General features: G+C 71.7%; 21 protein-coding genes. 11 read left to right on the top strand and 10 right to left on the bottom strand.

Features of this window, described 5'->3' with window-relative positions:
- Nucleotides 1-635 precede the first annotated feature (635 nt).
- From AB0Q99_RS15475 to AB0Q99_RS15485, 3 genes are all read right to left on the bottom strand, one after another.
- Nucleotides 636-2,171 (bottom strand): recombinase family protein, encoded by a 1,536-nt coding sequence (locus AB0Q99_RS15475; protein WP_363571877.1) that lies wholly within the window; start codon nucleotides 2,169-2,171, stop codon nucleotides 636-638.
- Between the two features lie 21 nt (nucleotides 2,172-2,192).
- Complete coding sequence (locus tag AB0Q99_RS15480; protein ID WP_363571879.1) at nucleotides 2,193-2,333, bottom strand: hypothetical protein; 141 nt, start codon at nucleotides 2,331-2,333, stop codon at nucleotides 2,193-2,195.
- Between the two features lie 63 nt (nucleotides 2,334-2,396).
- Complete coding sequence (locus AB0Q99_RS15485; RefSeq protein WP_363571881.1) at nucleotides 2,397-2,930, bottom strand: GNAT family N-acetyltransferase; 534 nt, start codon at nucleotides 2,928-2,930, stop codon at nucleotides 2,397-2,399.
- Between the two features lie 129 nt (nucleotides 2,931-3,059).
- Here AB0Q99_RS15485 and AB0Q99_RS15490 point away from each other — a divergent pair, with 129 nt between their 5' ends.
- The 6 genes from AB0Q99_RS15490 to cutA all read left to right on the top strand — a co-directional run bounded on the left by AB0Q99_RS15490 (nucleotide 3,060) and on the right by cutA (nucleotide 7,576).
- Nucleotides 3,060-3,548, top strand: a complete 489-nt coding sequence (locus AB0Q99_RS15490) for an LURP-one-related family protein (protein WP_363571883.1) — start codon at nucleotides 3,060-3,062, stop codon at nucleotides 3,546-3,548.
- 143 nt (nucleotides 3,549-3,691) lie between these two features.
- Nucleotides 3,692-4,114: a DUF350 domain-containing protein gene (locus AB0Q99_RS15495; RefSeq protein WP_363571885.1), complete on the top strand. Its 423-nt coding sequence runs from the start codon at nucleotides 3,692-3,694 to the stop codon at nucleotides 4,112-4,114.
- A gap of 173 nt (nucleotides 4,115-4,287) precedes the next feature.
- Entirely contained in the window at nucleotides 4,288-4,857 is a 570-nt protein-coding gene (locus AB0Q99_RS15500) for a GNAT family N-acetyltransferase (RefSeq protein WP_363571887.1), read from the top strand.
- 192 nt (nucleotides 4,858-5,049) lie between these two features.
- Nucleotides 5,050-6,144, top strand: coding sequence for an NAD(P)/FAD-dependent oxidoreductase (locus tag AB0Q99_RS15505; protein WP_363571889.1), 1,095 nt, complete (start codon nucleotides 5,050-5,052; stop codon nucleotides 6,142-6,144).
- Between the two features lie 40 nt (nucleotides 6,145-6,184).
- On the top strand, nucleotides 6,185-7,114 hold the full coding sequence (locus tag AB0Q99_RS15510) for a class I SAM-dependent methyltransferase (RefSeq protein WP_363571891.1): 930 nt from the start codon (nucleotides 6,185-6,187) through the stop codon (nucleotides 7,112-7,114).
- 132 nt (nucleotides 7,115-7,246) lie between these two features.
- Nucleotides 7,247-7,576 carry a divalent-cation tolerance protein CutA gene (gene cutA / locus AB0Q99_RS15515; RefSeq protein ID WP_363571893.1) on the top strand — a complete coding sequence of 110 codons (330 nt, stop codon included), beginning with the start codon at nucleotides 7,247-7,249 and terminating at the stop codon, nucleotides 7,574-7,576.
- 51 nt (nucleotides 7,577-7,627) lie between these two features.
- Here the strand turns inward: cutA and metG are convergent, their stop codons facing one another.
- From metG to AB0Q99_RS15530, 3 genes are all read right to left on the bottom strand, one after another.
- Nucleotides 7,628-9,361, bottom strand: a complete 1,734-nt coding sequence (metG, locus tag AB0Q99_RS15520) for a methionine--tRNA ligase (RefSeq protein WP_363571895.1) — start codon at nucleotides 9,359-9,361, stop codon at nucleotides 7,628-7,630.
- Between the two features lie 175 nt (nucleotides 9,362-9,536).
- Nucleotides 9,537-9,737, bottom strand: coding sequence for a DUF397 domain-containing protein (locus AB0Q99_RS15525; RefSeq protein ID WP_363571897.1), 201 nt, complete (start codon nucleotides 9,735-9,737; stop codon nucleotides 9,537-9,539).
- Nucleotides 9,734-10,582, bottom strand: coding sequence for a helix-turn-helix transcriptional regulator (locus tag AB0Q99_RS15530; RefSeq protein ID WP_363571899.1), 849 nt, complete (start codon nucleotides 10,580-10,582; stop codon nucleotides 9,734-9,736). Before AB0Q99_RS15530 ends, AB0Q99_RS15525 begins: the two co-directional genes overlap by 4 nt.
- Nucleotides 10,583-10,906: 324 nt before the next feature.
- Here AB0Q99_RS15530 and AB0Q99_RS15535 point away from each other — a divergent pair, with 324 nt between their 5' ends.
- Nucleotides 10,907-11,062 (top strand): hypothetical protein, encoded by a 156-nt coding sequence (locus AB0Q99_RS15535; protein ID WP_363571901.1) that lies wholly within the window; start codon nucleotides 10,907-10,909, stop codon nucleotides 11,060-11,062.
- A gap of 87 nt (nucleotides 11,063-11,149) precedes the next feature.
- On the opposite strand, the gene AB0Q99_RS15540 is transcribed toward AB0Q99_RS15535, so the two are convergent.
- Nucleotides 11,150-11,752 carry a GNAT family protein gene (locus AB0Q99_RS15540; protein ID WP_363571903.1) on the bottom strand — a complete coding sequence of 201 codons (603 nt, stop codon included), beginning with the start codon at nucleotides 11,750-11,752 and terminating at the stop codon, nucleotides 11,150-11,152.
- Nucleotides 11,753-11,959: 207 nt separating this feature from the next.
- Nucleotides 11,960-13,243, bottom strand: a complete 1,284-nt coding sequence (locus AB0Q99_RS15545; RefSeq protein ID WP_363571905.1) for an adenylosuccinate synthase — start codon at nucleotides 13,241-13,243, stop codon at nucleotides 11,960-11,962.
- Nucleotides 13,244-13,369: 126 nt separating this feature from the next.
- Between AB0Q99_RS15545 and AB0Q99_RS15550 the strand changes: the two genes are divergently transcribed.
- The 3 genes from AB0Q99_RS15550 to purM all read left to right on the top strand — a co-directional run bounded on the left by AB0Q99_RS15550 (nucleotide 13,370) and on the right by purM (nucleotide 17,270).
- Nucleotides 13,370-14,215: a diacylglycerol kinase gene (locus AB0Q99_RS15550; RefSeq protein WP_363571907.1), complete on the top strand. Its 846-nt coding sequence runs from the start codon at nucleotides 13,370-13,372 to the stop codon at nucleotides 14,213-14,215.
- A gap of 276 nt (nucleotides 14,216-14,491) precedes the next feature.
- Complete coding sequence (purF, locus tag AB0Q99_RS15555; RefSeq protein WP_363571909.1) at nucleotides 14,492-16,075, top strand: amidophosphoribosyltransferase; 1,584 nt, start codon at nucleotides 14,492-14,494, stop codon at nucleotides 16,073-16,075.
- Nucleotides 16,076-16,184: 109 nt separating this feature from the next.
- The gene (purM, locus tag AB0Q99_RS15560) at nucleotides 16,185-17,270 is read left to right on the top strand and encodes a phosphoribosylformylglycinamidine cyclo-ligase (protein ID WP_363571911.1); all 1,086 of its coding nucleotides are present in this window, start codon (nucleotides 16,185-16,187) and stop codon (nucleotides 17,268-17,270) included.
- Between the two features lie 191 nt (nucleotides 17,271-17,461).
- Here the strand turns inward: purM and AB0Q99_RS15565 are convergent, their stop codons facing one another.
- Together AB0Q99_RS15565 and AB0Q99_RS15570 are read right to left on the bottom strand one after the other, a co-directional pair.
- A complete protein-coding gene (locus tag AB0Q99_RS15565) occupies nucleotides 17,462-17,719 on the bottom strand; it encodes a DUF3073 domain-containing protein (protein ID WP_360257915.1) in 258 nt (85 codons plus the stop codon).
- Between the two features lie 385 nt (nucleotides 17,720-18,104).
- On the bottom strand, nucleotides 18,105-19,220 hold the full coding sequence (locus AB0Q99_RS15570; RefSeq protein ID WP_363572098.1) for a Glu/Leu/Phe/Val dehydrogenase dimerization domain-containing protein: 1,116 nt from the start codon (nucleotides 19,218-19,220) through the stop codon (nucleotides 18,105-18,107).
- 240 nt (nucleotides 19,221-19,460) lie between these two features.
- Here AB0Q99_RS15570 and AB0Q99_RS15575 point away from each other — a divergent pair, with 240 nt between their 5' ends.
- A complete protein-coding gene (locus tag AB0Q99_RS15575) occupies nucleotides 19,461-20,393 on the top strand; it encodes a hypothetical protein (RefSeq protein ID WP_363571913.1) in 933 nt (310 codons plus the stop codon).
- Nucleotides 20,394-20,568 lie beyond the last annotated feature (175 nt).

Raw genomic sequence — 20,568 nt, forward strand, 5'->3', positions numbered from 1 at the left:
GACTCAACGTCACGAACGAGCGCCGAGGCCTCCTGCGCCGAGGAGCCGAGGTCGAGCACACAACCCCAGGCCCGTACGAACCGAGCAGCCCAGCACCTCAGCGGTCGGCGAGTCGTGCGCCCGGGGTTACCCCCGCCCTCCCTCTCCTCGCCCCAGAGGTCCAAAGTGCCGTACTGAGCCTTATTTTCTAAACTCTCTAACGCGAGTAGAAGTAAGTAGGAAAAGGGGGGTAGTTCCGGCGCTTTCGCCCCGATCCTGCACTGAGGGTGATGCGCGGCCGAGGATGGCGACGCTCGGTGACGACGGCTGAGGGAGGTGCCCCTCCGCGCAAACAGTCTGATCAGCCATGCGAGAGATATCGCTCCCTGCCGCGCTGGCACGGGAGCGGCAGGGGGGTACCCGCCTGGTCGGCGGCCGGAGGCAGGACGCCACGGGTGACGTGGTGACGAAATGACGACCAGTTCTGGTTTCTCTATGACACACGTGGTCTAGAGAAAACCTGAATCACCCGTCATTCCGTCACCACGTCACCGTCGCCGGCCGACCGCGAATGCCCACACGGCCGCCAGCAGGCACGAAGAAGCCCCACCCGACCACCAGGGACCGGGCGGGGCCGAGAGGGCCGCATAGAGCGGCTACTCCGTGATCGCAGCCCACTTGATGCGGACGCGCTGCTCCGGGACGAAGCGCTTGCCGCGTTCGCCCTTGGTGATGAACACGCCGTCGATGGCCAGAGACAGGCGGTCCCGCTTCTGGTCCTGTGTCGAAGCCCCCCAAGCGGGGTGCAGCATCTCGCTGTCCAACAGCGGAGTGATGTCGACGGCGGGGAGCGGGATGTTGGCGAGGTCGGCGTGTAGCCCGTCGATGCGGCTCTGGAGTCGTGTGGCGAGGCGATCGTAGCGGTCGAGTGCGCCGGGGCGGTCGAACTCGCCACGGACGTAGCGCGCGTCCTCCAGGTCGGTCAACCGGGCCTCCTGGTCAGTGATTTCGGAGGCAATCGCATCCCGCTTGGCGAAGGTTTCGGGATCGGTCCGCTTCATCCACCGGTCAGCGATCGCCACCAGCAAAGGGTCATCCACCTCCAGCGCGGGGAGCAGCGAGAGGAACCGCTCGGACACGTAGGCGTCCACCCGGTCGGCCATGGCGCTGGCGCCGGGGCACTGGTTGCCCGCCCGGCGGGCCATGCACTGGTAGCTGTTGCCGACCTTGTGCATTCGGCGTCCGCATCCCGGCACGTCACAGAACACCAGGCTGGTGAGCAGCGCGGTGCCGTTCGGCTTCGGCATCCGCTTGCCCGCGTGGACGCGGGTCCTGGATTCGAGCTGCCGGATGATCTGCTCGCGCTCGCCGACCGTGATGATCCCTTCGCCGATGCTGACCGTGTCCAGCGTCTCGGGGTCTCGGTAGGGGAACACACGGCTCGTGAACTTTCGGCTGCCGTCCTCGGCTTCGATGGTCTCGGTCTCCGGCATGAGACCGGCGAAGGCGGGCGACTTGACCAGGTTCATGATGCTCGCGGCGTTCCACTGGCCACCGCGAGCCGAGGGGATGTCGTACTCGTTGAGCAGCCGGGCGATCTGCACGAGGGACTTGCCGGCCAGTGCGTCATCCGCGATGAGGCGGGCGTAGACGGCCGTATCGGGGTCGTGCGTCAGCTTTTTCGTGGTCGGGTCGACCAGCAGCCCGTACGGAGGCTGTCCGCCGATCCACTGGCCCTGTCGGCGCAGGTGTCGCTTCGCGTGAGCCACGCGGGTGCCGAGGTTCTTCGACTCGGACCGGGCGAGTTCGGCGAGCATGGCGACGACCATGCGTGCCGAGTCGTTCGAGGTGTCGAGACCGTCCACGACGGACACCAGACGGCCGCCCGCCTTTTCGATGTCGTCCAGAACCTTGCCGACCTGGCCGATGCCCTTCCGGGAGAGCCGGTCCAGCTTCCACACGATCAGCGTCCCGACGACGCCCGCCGTGACGGAGGCAAGGGCGGAGTCGAAGCCCTTGCGCTCAACGTCCTTGAAGCCGGAGCGCCCCCGGTCGATGTGGACCTTGCGGACCGTGAGGCCGTTGCGTTCGGCCCATGCGCGGCAGTCGGCTTCCTGCCGTTCGATCGCCGTCTTGCCGTCCCGGTCCAAGGACAGCCGAAGGTACAGGTCACACAGGGTGTGGTGGTGCACGTACGCCCCCTCTGGAATTCCCTACATTGTGTAGGACTTCCAGAAGTCCAGGATGGTGATCTTGCCCCGGAAGTCGGCGAGGGTGAGGTCCTTGCCGCCGGTGTTCAGCCAACCGCCTGCCCCGACCAGCTCGGGGGCGCGTACACGTGCACGAGATGCCATGCCCCAATGAAACCGCACACCCGGTGCCCGCATTCCGGGCGTGCCGAGTTCAGGGTGTCGGGTTCAGGGGTTCCGGGAGGCGGTGGGTGGGTGGGGGAGGACGGTCTGCCAGCGGGTTTCGCCGTGGTGTCGGTGGGGGGTGGGGCGGAGGCCGAGGGTGGTGGCGATCCGGGCGGAGGCGTGGTGGGCGGGGTGGATGTGGGCGACGGCGGTGGTGGTGCCGGTGGCGGTGAGGTGGGCGAGCAGGGTGCGGGCGGCTTCGGTGGCCAGGCCGCGGTGCTGCCAGGTGGTGCCGACCACCCAGGCGAGTTCGGCCTCGTCGGGGCGGACGGTGGCCTGGACGTAGCCGGTGAGGGCACCGTCCGCGCGCAGCCGGAGGACCCAGTTGCCCCAGCGCTCGGCCGGGTCGGGGGAGCCGGCGGCGAGCCGGACGCAGCGGGCGCGCATCTCCTCCGGGGTGGCCGGGTGGCCGCCGGTGAAGGTGTGCAGGGCCGGGTCGGCGAGTGCGGCCGCCAGCTCCTCGGCGTGCTCGGGGGCGATCGGCAGCAGGTCTAGGCGCTCGCTGTGCAGCGGGGTGGCGGTGGGGTCGGGTCGCATGGCGGTATTGAACGCGAGCGGATGCCGCCGTGCGACGGGGTTTCCCACGGGTGCTTCGTGGCGGTGCTTTTCGACGGGCGGGGGCTCGGGGTCGAATGGGGTCGACGTCAACACGGAGGAGGTCCCGAGGTGCGGTATCTGGTCAGGGAGAAGCTGTTCGCGGTCGGCGACGACTACTGGATCGAGGACGACCGGGGCCACAAGGCGTACCTGGTGGACGGCAAGGTGCTGCGGCTGCGGCACACCTTCGAACTGCGGGACGCGCAGGACCGGTTGGTCGCGGTGGTGAAGGAGAAGATGCTCACCGTCCGCGACGCGATGAAGATCGAGGACGCCGACGGCGAGGTGATCGCGACCGTCCGGGAGAAGCTGTTCACCCCGTTCCGCGACAAGTACCTGGTGGACCTCGCCTCCGGCGGCGAGCTGAAGATCCACGGCAACCTGATCGACAAGGACTACCGGATCGAGAACGACCACGGCGACGAGCTGGCCCGGATCAGCCGCAAGTGGTTCCGGGTTCGGGACACCTACGGGGTGGAGATCGCCGACGGCGCGGACACCGGCCTGCTGCTGGCGATCGCGGCCTGCGTCGACCACCTGGCGCACGAGGAGGACTGACCGTCCCCGGTTCCCGGATCCCGGTCCGCCTCTCATGCGGGTGGGGTATCTTTTGCCAACCCTTGACCCGGCCGGGTCGAGGGGGCCCTGACCAGCCCGGTCGGGGACGTACGGCGAGAACGGACCGGGGGACTGGAACCACGATGAACGACATCCTGCACGGGCTCGGCGCGGCAGCGGCCTACGGCGCCCTCGGGGTGGTGCTGCTGCTGCTCGGCATCGGCTTGGTGGACCTGCTGACGCCCGGGCGGCTCGGCCACCAGATCTGGGTCGAGCGCAACCGCAACGCCGCCGTCCTGCTCAGCTCCGCGCTGCTCGGCATCGGCGGCATCGTCTTCACCGCGATCATGTACACCTACGCCGACTTCGGCAAGGGCCTGGTCTCCACGGCCTGTTACGGCCTGCTCGGGCTGCTGCTGATGGCCGTCGCGTTCTGGCTGGTGGACGTGCTGACGCCCGGCAAGCTCGGCGCGATCCTGGTCGAGTCGGAGCCGCACCCTGCGGTGTGGGTGTCGGCCAGCTGCAACGTCGCGGTGGCGGCGGTGGTGTCGGCCGCGATCGCGTAGCGGTCCGGAGGCAGTGGCGCTGCCGGGCTGCGGGTGGTGGGCGAGGTGTCGAACTGCTGCTCTCAGGACGCGAGTTGGGGGTGCGTCGGCGGCGGATCGGCGGCGGCGGGGGAGGGCCCGGCCGGGGGCGTCGACCTGCTGCGACGGTGAAGGCCGGCCGGTAACGTACCGGCATGGCAGACCTTGAAGAACGCGCCGACGTCGTCGCGTCCGGCTCACGGCGGTCCGGGGCCGGAGTGCTGGTCAGACCGCGTCGCGCCGATGACCTCCCCGACTGCGTCCGGGTGCTGGGTGTCGTCCACAGCGCCGACCACTACCCCGCCGACTGGCCCGACCACCCCGCCGCCTGGCTCACCCCGGACGGCCTGCTGGCCGCCTGGATCGCCGAGTCGGACGGCCGACCGGCCGGCCACGTCGGCCTCGCCCGCAGCGGCCCGGGCGACCTCGCCCCCGCCCTGTGGAGCCGCCGCACCGGCGGCCGCCCGGAGCTGACCGCCGTGATCGGCCGCCTCTACGTCGCCCCGGGGGCGCGCGGCCACCACCTCGGCGCCCGCCTGCTCGCCTGCGCCGTGACGCACGCGCGGGCGCTCGGCCTGCACCCCGTCCTCGACGTCCTGGCCACCGACACCGCGGCCGTCGCCCTCTACCGCCGCCTCGGCTGGACCCACCTTGGCAGCGGCGACCAGCAGTGGGCCTCCGGCCGTACGGTCACCGTCCACTGCTTCGCCGCCCCGAGGGGATAGCCCCGCCGGGCGCGCACACTCACCCCGGCGCGCACACTCACCCCGGCGCGCCCGCCCGGCCACTGCGGTCGGGCGGGCGCGGTGGCCAGGGGGGCCGGCGGCCTGCTCGCACCGGCGCCGGTTTGCTGGGGTGGCAACAAAGCTTGCCGCCGCGTAGAGGTCGGCCGCAGCCTGGCGGTGGAGGTGAGCGCCATGCGCGAGAGGACCGATACGACGATGACGAGGCCGGACGGGCGCTACGACGTGGTGGTGGTCGGGGCCGGCGCGGCGGGGCTGAACGCCGCGCTGGTGTTGGGCCGGGCCCGGCGCCGGGTCGCGGTGGTGGACGCCGGTGAGCCGCGCAACGCCCCCGCCGCCCACATGCACGGCTACCTGAGCCGGGACGGCATGCCGCCGGCGGCGCTGCTGGCGGTCGGCCGGGAGGAGGTCGCCCGGTACGGGGTCGACCTGATCGACGCCCGGGTCGAGCACGTCGAGCACGTCGAGCACGTCGAGCACGTCGAGCACGTCGAGCACGTCGAGCACGTCGAGCACGTCGAGCACGTCGAGACGGCGACGACCGCGACGGACGCGACGGACGCGACGGACGCGGAGCCCGCCGGGCCGCGCTTCGCGGTGCACCTGGCCGGCGGGCCGGTGCTGCCCGCGCGCCGGGTGGTCGTCGCCACCGGGCTGCGCGACGGGCTGCCGGAGCTGCCGGGCCTGGCCGAGCGGTGGGGCCGCGACGTGCTGCACTGCCCGTACTGCCACGGCTGGGAGGTCCGCGACCGTCCGCTCGGCGTGCTCGGCACCCACCCCATGGCCGTCGATCAGGCGCTGCTGCTGCGGCAGTGGTCGGCGGACGTCGTCCTGCTCGTGCACACCCTCCGCCTCACGGCCGTGCAGCGGGAACGGCTCGCCGCCCGCGGCGTGCGGGTGGTCGAGGGCCGGATCCTCCGGCTGGTGTCGGACGACGGGCGGCTGCGCGGTGTCGAGCTCGCCGACGGGCGGGTGGTGCCGCGGGAGGCGGTGTTCGTCTTCCCGCAGCCGGTGCCCCGGGACGCGCTGCTCTTCGGCCTCGACTGCGCACGGGACGACAACGGCTGGGTCACCACCGACCGGGCCGGCCGCACCAGCTTCCCCGGTGTCTGGGCGGTCGGCAACGTCACCGACCCCCGTGCCCAGGTGGTCACCGCCGCCGGGGCGGGCGCGGCGGCGGCCTTCGCGCTCGACCACGACCTCGCGGAGGAGGACCTCGGCCGGGCGGTCGCGGCCCACCGCGCGTCCGGCGCCGCGGTGCCCGCGTGAGCGGGGAAGCATTCGTCAACCGCGAACGGAGAGAACGGACATGACCTCGCACCAGCAATCCGACCAGCACGGGCACGGGCACGGCCACGCCCATGCCCACGGCCACGCCCACGGGTACGTGCCCGACCCCGACTTCGACTGGGACGCGCTCGCCGCGCACCTGGAACACGAGGCCGACCTGCGCGCCGCCGCCGTCACCGAGGCCACGCGGTGGCTGTCCGCCCTCTACGGCCACGGTCCGGAGCGGGCGGACGGCGTCCGCAGGGTCCTGGACATCGGCAGCGGTCCGGGGGTGATCGCCGGGCTGCTGGCGGACGCCTTCCCGGCGGCCGAGGTGGTGGCCGTCGACCAGTCGGCCGCCCTGCTGGAGCGCGCCCGGACCCGCTCCGGCGGCAGGCTCGCCACTCGGCAGGCCGACCTGCCCGCCGAGTTCGACAAGCTCGGCGAGGCCGACCTGATCTGGTCCGGCAACGCGATCCACCACCTGGGCGACCAGCAGGCGGCGCTCACCTCGCTCGCCGGGCTGCTGCGGCCGGGCGGCCTGCTCGCCGTCGCCGAACGCGGCCTGCCCGCGCGCTACCTGCCCCGTGACGTCGGCCTCGGCCGGCCCGGTCTCCAGTCCCGGCTGGACGCCGCCCACGAGGACGTCTTCAACGCCATGCGGGACGAACTGCCGGGCAGCACCGAGGAGATCGAGGACTGGCCGGCCATGCTGGAGCGCGCCGGCCTGACCCCGAGCGGCACCCGCACCTTCCTGATCGACCGTCCCGCCCCGCTCGACCGCCGCACCCGCGAGTACCTGCGCACCCAGCTCGCCCGGCTGCAGGACCGGCTCGCCGACAGCCTCTCGCCCGAGGACCGGACCACCCTGGAGGCCCTCCTCGACGAGGACGCCCCCACCGGCATCCTCCACCGCCCGGACGCCTTCTACCTCTCCGCCATGACCGTCCACACGGCCCGCAAGACCTGAGCGCAGCGAACGGGAACCGGACGGAACCGCACGGAACCGCACGGAACCCCGGGCGCGGACAGGGCGCAGTCAGGGGCGCCGTCAGGTGCACGGACGGGGTCCGGGCCGGCGTCCCCGGGATACCGTCGGGGCATGACAGCGAGCGAGCAGCGCTTCGTCGTGGTGACCACCACCCACGAGAGCGAGGAGCAGGCCCGGGCCCTGGCGTCCGCCGTGGTGCGGGAGCGGCTGGCGGCCTGCGCCCAGGTGTACCCGGTGCGGTCGGTGTACTGGTGGGAGGGCGAGGTGCAGGACGCCGAGGAGTGGCGGATCGACCTCAAGACCCGGGCCGAACTCGCCGACCGGCTGGGCGCGTTCGTCGCCGAACGGCACTCGTACCGGACCCCCGAGGTGATCGCCGTGCCGGTGGTGGCCGGCAGTCCCGGTTACCTGGACTGGGTGGCGGGGGAGACGGCCCGGTAGCAGTGGGCGCGGGGCGGAGGATCGCCTCCGGCCCCGCCCAGTGCGCCGGCCTCAGCCCGCCGAGCCGCCGAAGCGGGTCGTCCAGGCCGCCAGGTCCTCGTCCGTGATCTTGGCGAACAGCACCGGCGGCACCGTGAACGCCGTTCCGGCCGGGACCAGGTCCAGCGCCCGCGCCTCCTCCGGGCCCACCCAGCGGCGGGTGGCGGCCGGCGAGTCCGCGGGCAGGGCGAAGGCCCCGCGCATCGCCGCCGCGGCGGCCGGGATGAACGGCTCGGACACCACCGCGTACAGGTGGATCAGGTTCATCGCCGTGCGCAGGGTGAGCGCCGCCGCCTCCGGGTCGGTCTTCACCTGCAGCCAGGGCGCCTTCTCGTCCAGGTAGGCGTTGCCCGCGCTCCACAGCGCGCGCAGGGCCTGCGCCGCCTTGCGGAAGTTGAGCGCCTCCAGCTGGGTCTCGTACTCGGCGAGCAGCCCGGCGACCTGCTCGCCGAGGCGCTGCTCGGCCCCGCCGGCCGGGTGGCCGGCCGGGACGTCGTCGCCGAAGCGCTTGCGGCTGAAGGACAGCACCCGGTTGACGAAGTTGCCGAGGGTGTCGGCGAGGTCCTTGTTGACCACCGAGGCGAAGAGGTCCCAGGTGAAGCTGGAGTCGTCCGACTCGGGCGCGTGCGCCATCAGGAAGTAGCGCCAGTAGTCGGCCGGCAGCAGTTCCAGGGCGACATCGGTGAAGACGCCGCGCTTCTGGCTGGTGGAGAACTTCCCGCCGTAGTACGTCAGCCAGTTGAAGGCCTTGACGTAGTCGACCTTCTTCCACGGGCGGCGCGAGCCGAGGATCGTCGCCGGGAACATCACGGTGTGGAACGGGACGTTGTCCTTGGCCATGAACTCGGTGTAGCGGACGGTCGCGTCGGCCTCGTACCACCAGGACTTCCAGTCCCGCAGCTGCCCGGCCGGGGCCGCGTCCGCCCACTCCTTGGTGGCGCCGATGTACTCGATCGGGGCGTCGAACCAGACGTAGAACACCTTGCCCTCGGCGGCCAGTTCGGGCCAGACGTCGGCCGGCACCGGGACGCCCCACTCCAGGTCGCGGGTGATCGAGCGGTCCTGCAGGCCCTCGGTCAGCCACTTGCGGGCGATCGAGGAGGCCAGCACCGGCCAGGAGTCGGCGTGGGCGGCGATCCAGTCCTCGACCTCCTCGGTCAGCTTCGACTGGAGCAGGAACAGGTGCCTGGTCTCCCGGACCTCCAGGTCGGAGCTGCCGCTGATCGCCGAGCGCGGCTCCAGCAGGTCGGTCGGGTCGAGCACCCGGGTGCAGTTCTCGCACTGGTCGCCGCGGGCCTTGTCGTAGCCGCAGTGCGGGCAGGTGCCGACGATGTAGCGGTCCGGCAGGAAGCGTCCGTCGGTGTTCGAGTACACCTGGCGGATCGCGCGCTCCTCGATGAAGCCGTTGCGCTGCAGCTCGCGGGCGATCTCCTGGGTGATCTCCCGGTTCTGCGGCGAGGAGCTGCGGCCGAAGTGGTCGAAGGACAGTCCGAAGCCGTCGTACACCGCCCGCTGCGCGTCGTGCGCCCGGGCGCAGAACTCGGCGACCGGCAGTCCGGCCTCCTGGGCGGCCAGCTCGGCGGGGGTGCCGTGCTCGTCGGTGGCGCAGATGTACAGCACCTCGTGGCCGCGCTGGCGCAGGTAGCGGGAGTAGACGTCCGCCGGGAGCATCGACCCGACCATGTTGCCCAGGTGCTTGATCCCGTTGATGTACGGGAGGGCGCTGGTGATCAGGTGCCGAGCCATCCTCGGATGCTCCGATTTCTCCCGCACGCGCACCCCACCCGGAGTGCTGTGCCAGGCGCAGGTGTCCACTGTGGGCTGCCAAGCCTACCGCCGGCGCCGGCTCGGACGGCCGCCGTCAGGGCCGGGCGGGTGCGGCGCCGGGCGGGGCGGGACCGAGGGGCGGGGCCGGGCGCCGTCAGGGCCGGGTGAGGTCGCCGTACCGGTCGAACTCCCCGGCCTTCACGCCCCGGACGAAGGCGGCCCACTTGCGCGGCGTGGTCCGCACGACCACCTCGGGCCGGTCCGACTCACGGATCTCCACCAGCCCGCCCGCCGCCCTGACCTCGACGCAGTCGGTGCTCTCGCCGCTGGCCGAGGCCTTGCGCCACATGCTCATGTGAAGTCTTTCAGTAAGGTCCGGATGAAGTCCCGGGACTCGTCCGACCCGAGTGCGATCGCCGCGGTCTTCTCCTTGATCCGTCGGTAGGAGTCCAATTCCGCCTCGGAGTGCACGAACTTCGGACCGTGGGAGAGGTCGATCTGGACGGTGTCGAGCTCCGGGACCGGCCCGCGGGCGAGGTAGAGGCTCTCCCCGGACCCCGTGTAGGTGGGCACGCTGAACGGGATCACCCGGATCTCCACCCCGGGCCGCTCGGAATTCTCCACCAGGCTCCGCAACTGCTCGCGGAGCACTTCCGGACCGCCGAACTGCATGCGCAGCGCGGACTCGTGCAGGAATGCGCTGTACGGCTTCGGACGGTCGACGAAGATCTGCTGGCGCCGAATCCGGAATGCCTTCCGGACCTCGGCCTCCTGCTGGTACTGCGGGGGGAGGCGCTCGAACACCGCGGCGGCGTACGCCGGGGTTTGCAGCAGGCCGGGGATGAAGGTGCTGTTCAGGATGGACAGGGACGCCGCGTGGTGCTCCATCTCCGCGATGTCGATGATCGCGTTCGGGAGCCGACCCCGGTAGTTGTCCCACCAGTACTTGCGCCGGTCCTGCGTCATCGCGAGCAGCGCGTCCAGGTACGGGCCGTCCTCGCAGCCGCAGGTGCGTGCCCAGATCCGCAGCCGGTCCGCGCTGATGCCCGACTTCCCGTTCTCCATCTGGGAGATCTTGGGCAGGTCGGTAGCGATGGTGGCGGCCAGGGTCTTGGGCGTCACGCCCATGCGTTCGCGCATCCTGCGCAACTCGATCCCGAGGCGCTGCTGGCGCACGGTCGGCGACAAGCGGGGTGGCATGACTCTCTTTTCCGGATCGCGGCTGTGGTCGATGCTTCCGGTGAAGTGTGCCGTGCACTCCGGGCCCTAGCTACCGAAATGGGGGATACCCCACGATGGAGTGAACGTCCTCGCGCTCGGTAGCAACTCTGGTACCCCGACTCTATGGTCGTCGTGTCACTCGCTGACTTGTTGTCGCCTAAACAGTCCTCAATCAGCCGTAATTACACACCAGATGCATGGTCACGGCGCCCGACATCACCGACCGGAGACAGCCATGCCCCTTCCCTCGCCGCTCCGTCTTCCCCGCCGTCCCCGTCCTTCCCGCCGCATTTCCGTATCCCGGTGAATGCGCTCCTCGTCGCCGCATTGTCCGTACTCCTCCTCGCCGTCCTGTTCGTCGGCTGGCTGGTGTGGCTGGTGACCCTCCAGCCCCGCGAGCCCCGCCCGGCGAAGCGCGGGATCGCGGCGGGCCGTTCCGCGGGCGGCGAGCGGAAATAGCGGTCGTCGCCGTCCGGCGGTGAGGGGTGGCCCTGTCCGTCGGACGGCGGTGCCGTCCGGTCCGTGCCGCCCGTCGGACGGCCCCCGTCAGCCCCGCGAAAGCCGCTCCACCAGGCGGGACTTGGCGGCCGGCCACTCGTCGGCGAGCATCGCGAAGTAGGCGCTGTCCCGCCAGGTGCCGTCCGGGCGGCGCCGGTGGCGGCGGTGGACGCCCTCGAACTGCGCGCCGAGGCGCAGGATCGCGTTGCGGGAGCGCTCGTTGCGGGCGTCGGTCTTCCAGAAGACGCGGCCCATGCCCAGTTCCTCGTAGGCGTGGGTGAGCAGCAGCAGCTTGGACTCGGTGTTGACGGCCGTGCGCCAGGCCGAGCGGGCGTACCAGGTGCCGCCGATCTCCAGGTACTCGTTCTCGGCACTGAAGTCGTGGTAGCCGGTGATGCCGACGGCCCGGCCGCTCGCCAGGTCGACGGCGGCGAAGTACACCGACTCCCCGGCCGCCGCCTCGGCGAGGCGGACGTCCAGGAGCGCGCCCATGTCCTCCTCCGAGGCGGGCGCGACGATCGGGATCCAGCGCCAGACCTCGGGGTCGGAGCCGACGGTGGCCCAGAGGTCGGCGAGGTGGCGGCGCTCCAGCGGCTCCAGGCGGATGTGGCGGCCGGTGAGGGTGACGGGTGAGGGCAGCTTCGCGGTCATGGTCCGAACGTAACGGGACTCTGCACTAGATGCAACAGATATTTGTACTAGTTCAAACTGTCGATCCAGGGCACAGTGAAGGGCCCCGCGGACGGATCCCGCGGGGCCCTCGAAGCGCTCGACCTCAGGTGCTCGACCTCAGGCGCTCGGCCTCAGCCGGCAGGCCTCGGGCACTGGGCCTCGGCGGCCGTGCTCAGGCGGCCGGGCTCAGATGAACGAGTTGATCTGGATCGTCTCGTCGCGGCCCGGGCCGACACCGATCGCCGAGATCGGCGCGCCCGACATCTCCTCCAGCGCCTTCACGTACGCCTGGGCGTTCTTCGGCAGCTCGGCGAAGGACTTGGCCTTGCTGATGTCCTCGGTCCAGCCCGGCAGCGTCTCGTAGATCGGCTTGGCGTGGTGGAAGTCCGACTGGTTGTAGGGGAGTTCCTCGACCCGCTTGCCGTCGATCTCGTACGCGACGCAGACCGGGATCTGCTCCCAGCCGGTCAGCACGTCGAGCTTGGTGAGGAAGAAGTCGGTGAGGCCGTTGACGCGGGTCGCGTAGCGCGCGATGACGGCGTCGAACCAGCCGCAGCGGCGGTCACGGCCGGTGGTGACACCGCGCTCGCCGCCGATCCGGCGCAGCGCCTCGCCGTCCGCGTCGAACAGCTCGGTCGGGAACGGACCGGAGCCGACGCGGGTGGTGTAGGCCTTGAGGATGCCGATGACCCGGTCGATCTTGGTGGGGCCGATGCCGGCGCCGGTGCAGGCGCCGCCCGCGGTCGGGTTCGACGAGGTCACGAAGGGGTACGTGCCGTGGTCGACGTCGAGCAGGGTGCCCTGGCCGCCCTCCAGCAGGACGACCTTGTTCGCCTTCAGCGCCTCGTCCAGGACGAGGGTGGTGTCGGCGAGGAAGGGCTTGAGCTTCTCCGCGTAGCCCAGGTACTCCTCGACCACCAGGTCGGCCGGGATGGTGCGGCGGTTGTAGAGCTTGACCAGGATCTGGTTCTTGTCGTGCAGCGCCGCCTCGATCTTCTGGCGCAGGATCGACTCGTCGAACAGGTCCTGGACCCGGATGCCGACGCGGTTGATCTTGTCCGCGTAGGTCGGGCCGATGCCGCGGCCGGTGGTGCCGATCCGGCGCTTGCCGAGGAAGCGCTCGGTGACCTTGTCCAGGGTGCGGTGGTACGGCGTGATCAGGTGGGCGTTGCCCGAGACCAGCAGCTTGGAGGTGTCGATGCCGCGCTCGTTCAGGCCGGCCAGCTCGGAGAGCAGCACGGCCGGGTCGATCACGACGCCGTTGCCGATCACCGGCGTGACGTTCGGGCTGAGGATTCCGGAAGGGAGCAGGTGCAGGGCGTACTTCTGGTCGCCGATGACCACCGTGTGACCGGCGTTGTTGCCGCCCTGGTAGCGGACGACGTAGTCGACGGAGCCGCCGAGGAGGTCGGTGGCCTTCCCCTTGCCCTCGTCCCCCCACTGAGCGCCAACGAGCACGAGTGCCGGCACAGGCGTACACCCCTTCCGGTTGGGGCATCCTGCGTAGGCCGCAGTCTGCCCCGAGATAGACGAAGCCCCTGGCGCAATGGCGCAAGGGGCTCTTGCACCGAGAGATTACCTGAGGAAGGACCGGTCGTGTCGTCCCTGTCCACGCCTGCAACCGGCGGCCCCGAGCCGCTCCTGCTGCTCCTCGACCCGGTGGCCCGGCAGACCGACGGCGAGTCGGTGCGGATCGCGAAGGACGTGCTCTGCGGGGGCGCGGACGCGAAGGTGGTCTACCCGGAGAGCCCGTCCGAACTCGATCGGGTGCTTTCGCACCGGGGCCGTCGGCGACCGGTGGTGATCGGTTCAGACCTCGCGTTGCAGCGGGTGCTGCAGGCACTGCACCGGCAGCGTGAGCTGGGCACGGAACCGGTGGGGATGGTTCCGGTCGGCCGTGCCGAGGGGCTGGCGGCGGCCCGCGCGCTCGGCGTCCCGGGGGAGCCGGTCCGGGCCGCGCGGGCGGTGCTGGCGGGCGCCCCGCGCCGGCTGGACCTGTTGGTGGACGACGGCGGCGGGGTGGCGCTGGGCGGGGTGCGGATCACCGGCGGGGGCGCACGCCGGATGGTGAGCCGTACGGGTGGCTGGCGTTCGCTATGGGCGAAACTGGCTGCGGCCGAGCAGGCGAACGCACTCACGCCGGAGGATGCCGACCACAGCCCCCGGGTCCGGGTCGAGGCCGACGGCCGGCTGCTCGCGGACGTCCACCGGCCGGTCCGGCTGGTCCAGGTCACCCTGCCGTCCGGCGCCTCGGACGGGACGGGCGAGATGGAGGTCGTGGTCCGGGTCTCCGGCGCCCTGGTGCGGGCCCGGGCGGCGAGCGTCTCGGTGGTCGGCCGGGGCTTCGGCTACGAGGCGGACGGCCACCCGGTCGGCCCGGTCCGCGCCCGGACCTGGACGGTGCGCCCGGGCTGCTGGGGCCTGCTGCTGCCGGCCGCGTAGGACCGCCCCGTGCTGCCCGGCCGGGCCGGGATGGCCGCGAGGTGAACGCCGGGTGAGCAGGCTCACGTTCGTCCGCGCCCCGGCACCCGCCGTTCCGCACACGGAACTCCCCAACAGGCGCGAACCACAAGGCCAACCGCCGCCCGGCGGAATTCCGGCGAACCGAAATCCCCGTCGCGTAAGGGGTTTTGTCTACGCGCGTTACGCGCCGACCGCCCGACAATCCCGGCGTCCCGGGTTCCGGAAGCCGGTGCCAACTGCCCTAGACTCGAAGGCGTGCCACGTGGTGACGGAAGACTCAACCACGATCTTCTTCCCGGTGAGAAAGGCCCCCAGGACGCTTGCGGCGTCTTCGGTGTCTGGGCTCCCGGCGAGGAGGTCGCCAAGCTCACGTTCTTCGGCCTTTACGCCCTGCAGCACCGCGGTCAGGAATCCGCGGGCATCGCAGTGAGCAACGGCTCCCAGATTCTCGTCTTCAAGGACATGGGACTCGTCTCCCAGGTCTTCGACGAGGCCTCCCTGGGGTCGTTGCACGGGCATATCGCCGTCGGACACGCCCGCTACTCGACCACCGGTTCCTCGGTCTGGGAGAACGCCCAGCCGACTTTCCGGGCGACCGTGCACGGTTCGCTGGCCCTCGGGCACAACGGAAACCTGGTGAACACCGCCGAACTGGCGGCCATGGTCGCCGAACTGCCCGGTGAGGAGCACGTCTCGCGCTCCGGCCGGACCGCGGCGACCAACGACACCGACCTGGTGACGGCGCTGCTCGCCGGCCACCCGGACCTCTCCATCGAGGAGACGGCCAAGGTCGTCCTGCCCAAGGTCAAGGGTGCGTTCTCGCTCGTCTTCATGGACGAGCACACCCTGTACGCCGCCCGTGACCCGCAGGGCATCCGCCCGCTGGTGCTCGGCCGGCTGGAGCGCGGCTGGGTGGTCGCCTCCGAGACGGCGGCGCTGGACATCTGCGGCGCCTCCTTCATCCGCGAGGTCGAGCCCGGCGAGCTCATCGCCATCGACGAGAACGGCATGCGCAGCTCCCGCTTCGCCGAGGCGAAGCCCAAGGGCTGCGTGTTCGAGTACGTCTACCTGGCCCGCCCCGACACCAGCATCGCCGGTCGCAACGTGCACCTCTCCCGCGTGGAGATGGGCCGCCGCCTGGCGAAGGAGGCCCCGGTCGAGGCCGACCTGGTGATAGCGACGCCCGAGTCCGGCACCCCCGCCGCGATCGGCTACGCCGAGGCCAGCGGCATCCCCTACGGCTCCGGCCTGGTGAAGAACGCCTACGTGGGCCGCACCTTCATCCAGCCCAGCCAGACCATCCGCCAGCTCGGCATCCGGCTCAAGCTCAACCCGCTGCGCGAGGTCATCCAGGGCAAGCGCCTGGTGGTCGTGGACGACTCGATCGTGCGCGGCAACACCCAGCGCGCGCTGGTGAAGATGCTGCGCGAGGCCGGCGCCGCCGAGGTGCACATCCGGATCTCCTCCCCGCCGGTGAAGTGGCCCTGCTTCTTCGGCATCGACTTCGCCACCCGCGCGGAGCTGATCGCCAACGGCATGACCATCGAGGAGATCGGCCGCACCCTCGGTGCCGACTCGCTCTCCTACATCTCGATCGACGGCATGATCGAGGCCACCAAGCAGCCGAAGGACAAGCTCTGCCGGGCCTGCTTCGACGGTGAGTACCCGATGGAGCTGCCGGACCCGGCGCTGCTCGGCAAGCTGCTGCTGGAGGCCGAGATCAAGGGTGGCCGGCAGCAGCCGGCCGTCCGCGGCAAGCCGACCAGCGGCAGCGACCTGGACGGCGTCCAGTCGCTGCTCGGCGGGGCGGGCGCGGCCGACGCGCTGCGCCGCCCGTAGCGCTGCCAGGGTGGGGTCCCGCGAACCGGGACCCCACCGCCGTTCCACCCCCCGCAGTCCGACCCAGCTGTTCCGAACCACCCCACCTGACCCGAAAGGGCCGCACGCAGTGACCTCCAACCAGAACGGCGCCACCTACGCCGCCGCCGGTGTCGACATCGAGGCGGGCGACCGCGCCGTCGAGCTCATGAAGCAGTGGGTGAAGAAGGCCAACCGCCCCGAGGTGGTCGGCGGTCTCGGCGGCTTCGCCGGCCTCTTCGACGTGTCCGCCTTCAAGAACTACGAGCGGCCGCTGCTGGCCTCGGCCACCGACGGCGTGGGGACCAAGGTGGCCATCGCGGCCGCCATGGACAAGCACGACACCATCGGCCACGACCTGGTCGGCATGGTCGTCGACGACCTCGTGGTGTGCGGCGCCGAGCCGCTGTTCATGACCGACTACATCTGCGTCGGCAAGGTCGTCCCGGAGCGGGTCGCCGCGATCGTCAAGGGCATCGCCGAGGGCTGCGCGCTGGCCGGCTGCGCCCTGGTCGGCGGCGAGACCGCCGAGCACCCGGGCCTGCTGGGCCCGGACGAGTACGACGTGGCGGGCGCCGGCACCGGTGTCGTGGAGGCCGACGCGCTGCTCGGCGCGGACCGGGTCCGGGCCGGCGACGTGGTGATCGCGATGGCCGCCTCCGGCCTGCACTCCAACGGCTACTCGCTGGTCCGCCACGTGCTGCTGAACGAGGCCGGCTGGAAGCTGGACCGCAAGGTCGAGGAGTTCGGCCGTACCCTCGGCGAGGAGCTGCTGGAGCCGACCCGGATCTACTCGCTGGACTGCCTGGCGCTCACCCGTGCGACCGAGGTCCACGCCTTCTCGCACGTCACCGGCGGCGGCCTGGCGGCCAACCTGGCCCGGGTCATCCCGGACGGCCTGCACGCCCGCCTGGACCGCGGCACCTGGACCCCGCTGCCGGTCTTCCGGACCGTCGCCGAGGTCGGCAACGTGGCCACCCTGGAGATCGAGAAGACGCTCAACATGGGCGTCGGCATGGTCGCGGTCGTCCCGCCGCACTCGGTGGACGCCGTGCTGTCGATCCTGGAGGACCGCGGCGTCGAGTCCTGGCTGCTCGGCGACATCGTCGAGCGCACCGACGAGCACGAGGGCGGCGCGGCCCTCTACAACGCCTACGAGGGCTTCCGGACGGTCTGATCCGGACCCGGACGGCGAGAGGGCCCCTCCGACGCCCCGGAGGGGCCCTCTCGTGTCCCACGGGCACCGTCCGGCGCGGGCGGCGCGACCACCGGCCGGTCCGCTGCCGGCCTGCAACCCGGCCGCCCGCGGGAACGCCGAAGACCGGTCCGGGCGCCCAGGGCGCCCGGACCGGTCCGGTGGAGCTGCTGTTACGAGCGGCGGGAGGCCTGCGAGGCCCCGGTGCCCGGCTCGTTGTCGTCCTCGTCGTCGAGGTCGGCGTAGCGGGCGGCGTACTCCGCGTACGGGTCGTCGTCCTCCTCCTCTTCGATCGGCTCCGGCTCGATCGGAGAGGTGGACGGCGATACGCCCAGCTCGTTGGACAGACGGTTAGCGTCGAACCCGCCGCTGTTGTACTTCAGCTCGCGGGCGACCTTCGTCTGCTTGGCCTTGGCCCGGCCGCGCCCCATGGGTCGACCCCCTCAACGATGGGGCTCACGGCCCCGAGTCTGACACGTGTTCATGATCAGGACCGGCCTGCCCGAATGGGAGAAGCCGTCCCTTGGAGCATTAACGGTACCTGTTTCCGCCGCTGGACGGTACGTCGTCGGTGTGACGTGGCGCGCACCGACTGCACCCGAGACCAGGTCTTTCCAGGTCAAGGGAGGTTTTGCGGCGGTTTTCGCGCTGTCCGGAGGTGTCTGAGGTCCGTCGTTCCAGGACTGATTATCCCCCCTGGGGGGACCTCGGATCACCCGTTCGGGCGGAGAAGTGAGAATCCGGTTCCACATCGTGATGCGCGGGGGGCCGCGGTGGCGGCCCCCCGCGCATCCGGGGTCCGGTGACGGCGCCGGATCAGCTGCGGCGGGCGCCCGGGAGCAGGACCGTGCGCAGCGCGCTGATCTCGCGCATCCGCTTCTCGGCCAGGCGGTCGGCGGCGACCGCCGGCGGGATGCCGTCGGTGGCGGCCCGGGTGAAGATCTCCAGGGTGGTGTCGAAGATCTTGGTGGCCTTGTTCTTGGCCCGCTCGAAGTTGAAGCCCTCGATCTCGTCGGCGACCTGGATGACGCCGCCGGAGTTCACCAGGTAGTCCGGCGCGTAGAGGATGCCGCGGTCGGCCAGGTCCTTCTCGACGCCCGGGTGGGCCAGCTGGTTGTTGGCCGCGCCGCAGACGATCGAGGTGCCGAACTCGCCCAGCGCCCCGACGACCGAGTCGGTCAGCGCGCCGCCGAGGGCGCAGGGGGCGTAGACGTCCAGCTTGGCCTGGAGCAGGGCGGCGGTGTCGGCGACCACCTCGACGTCGGGGTGGGCGGCCCGCACACGGTTCACGGCGGCCTCGAAGGGGTCGGTGACGACGACGGTGGCGCCGTCCGCGACCAGGTGGCCGACCAGGTAGTGGCCGACCTTGCCGACGCCCGCGACGCCGACCCGCTTGCCGCGCAGCGTCGGCTGGCCCCAGCGGGCCTGGGCGGAGGCGCGCATGCCCTGGAAGACGCCGAAGGCGGTCAGGATGGACGAGTCGCCGGCGCCGCCGTGCTCGGGCGAGCGGCCGGTCACGAACTCGGTCTCGCGCGCCACGACGTCCATGTCCTGCACGTAGGTGCCCACGTCGCAGGCGGTGATGTAGCGGCCGCGCAGGGACTCGACGAAGCGGCCGTAGGCCCGGAGCATCGCCTCGTTCTTGTCCTTGTTCGGGTCGCCGATGATGACGGCCTTGCCGCCGCCGAGGTCCAGGCCGGCCAGCGCGTTCTTGTAGGACATGCCGCGGGACAGGTTCAGCGCGTCCTCCAGCGCCGCCTCCTCGGAGGCGTACGGGAAGAAGCGGGTGCCGCCGAGGGCCGGGCCCAGGGCGGTGGAGTGGATGGCGATGATCGCCTTCAGGCCCGAGCTGCGGTCGTGGCAGAGGACGACCTGCTCGTGTCCGTCGCCGGGGGCGCCGTCCTGTTCGGTACGGAAGATCCTGCTGAGCACGCCGGGTGCGGGGTGCGTGGCGGGGGTCTGTACGTCGGTCACTGTGGTGACTCCAGTATCGAAGGCCCGCTGCTGTGGTGCGGGCGCCTAAGGCGAAGCGTAGTCGGGCGGGCGCCGCCGATCCGCCCTCTTGTCCGAGCTTGTGCCGGTTGTCCGAAGGGTGAGACGGGAGGGGGTGCGCGGTGCGGGCGCGAACGGTTCGGGGCCGCGCCCTCCCGGCCCCGGGCGGCGCGTGCGACCATGCAGGACGTGACCGTCGTACGTACTTCGGTGCAGCCGCCCTACGCCGCCCACCTGCGGGTCTACGAGCCGCTGGCCGCCTACCCGGAGCCCGAGCGGGCGCGCTGGCAGGCCTACGCGGCGGAGCGCGGGCCGGACGCGGAGGAGGCGGCGCAGCCGGTGGCGGCGGCGGTGCTGGAGGAGCAGCGGGAGGCACTCGCGGAGCTGGCCGCCCGGACGCCCCGGGCGCTGCCCGAGCGGGAGAGCGGACGGGCGTACCTGCGGGTGGTGGACGGCGTCCTGTACGTCTGCCCGTGGGCGACCAGGCTGCGCAGCTGGCAGGCGCTGGAGGAGCTGCGGGCGGGGGCGCCGGTGGCGCTGCTGGACACCGCGCTGCCGCCGGCGGCCCGGGAGGCGGCGGAGGCGGACCGGGAGCGCTGGCGGGCCGGGCACCCGGACGCCCGGCCGTGGATCCTCACCAGCCGCTGGGAGGTCCCGGTGCGCTGGTTCCTGCCGTTCGGGGACGAGGACCGCTGCTTCGTGCCCGGCGGGGCGGCGGCGCCGGGCGGGGAACCTGGCCCGAGGGGCGGAGCGGAGGGGGCCGGCCGGCCGGCGGCGCTGTTCTACCTGGTGCCGATGGCGCAGGCGCGCCGGCGGGTGGCGCGGGCCTACCGGGCGCTGCGCGAGGCGGTGCCGGAGGGGGACCTGGTGCGGGGGGCGGAGCGGATCGGGCGGTGGCTGGAGGAGTTCCATCCGCGCTCGCTGGTGGAACTGGACTACGGGGGACTGGTGCACCTGCTGGGGCCGGAGCGGTTGGTGGCGGACCGTTCGGCGGGGGAGCTGGAGGAGGGGCTGCGGGCGCTGCGGGCGGGGGACACCGCGGAGGCGCTGCGCGCGTACGGGGAACTGACGGCGCGGTGGCGCCGGGTGCTGGCGCTGCGGTACGCGAACTGACGTCCGACCGCCCGTGTATGACTGTAAGAGGCATAGGGACCGCGGCGCCGATGACCAAGGTCCTGGTTCGGGTCAATAGCTGTCGAACGTGACACTACTCACCGTTGACGCGAACTTACCCCTATGTGCAAAAATGGGACAACCAGCCCAACTTCACGTGAGCGTGCCCACTTTT

The organism is Kitasatospora sp. NPDC086791, from assembly GCF_040685975.1.
In the GTDB taxonomy this organism is placed as follows: Bacteria; Actinomycetota; Actinomycetes; order Streptomycetales; family Streptomycetaceae; genus Kitasatospora.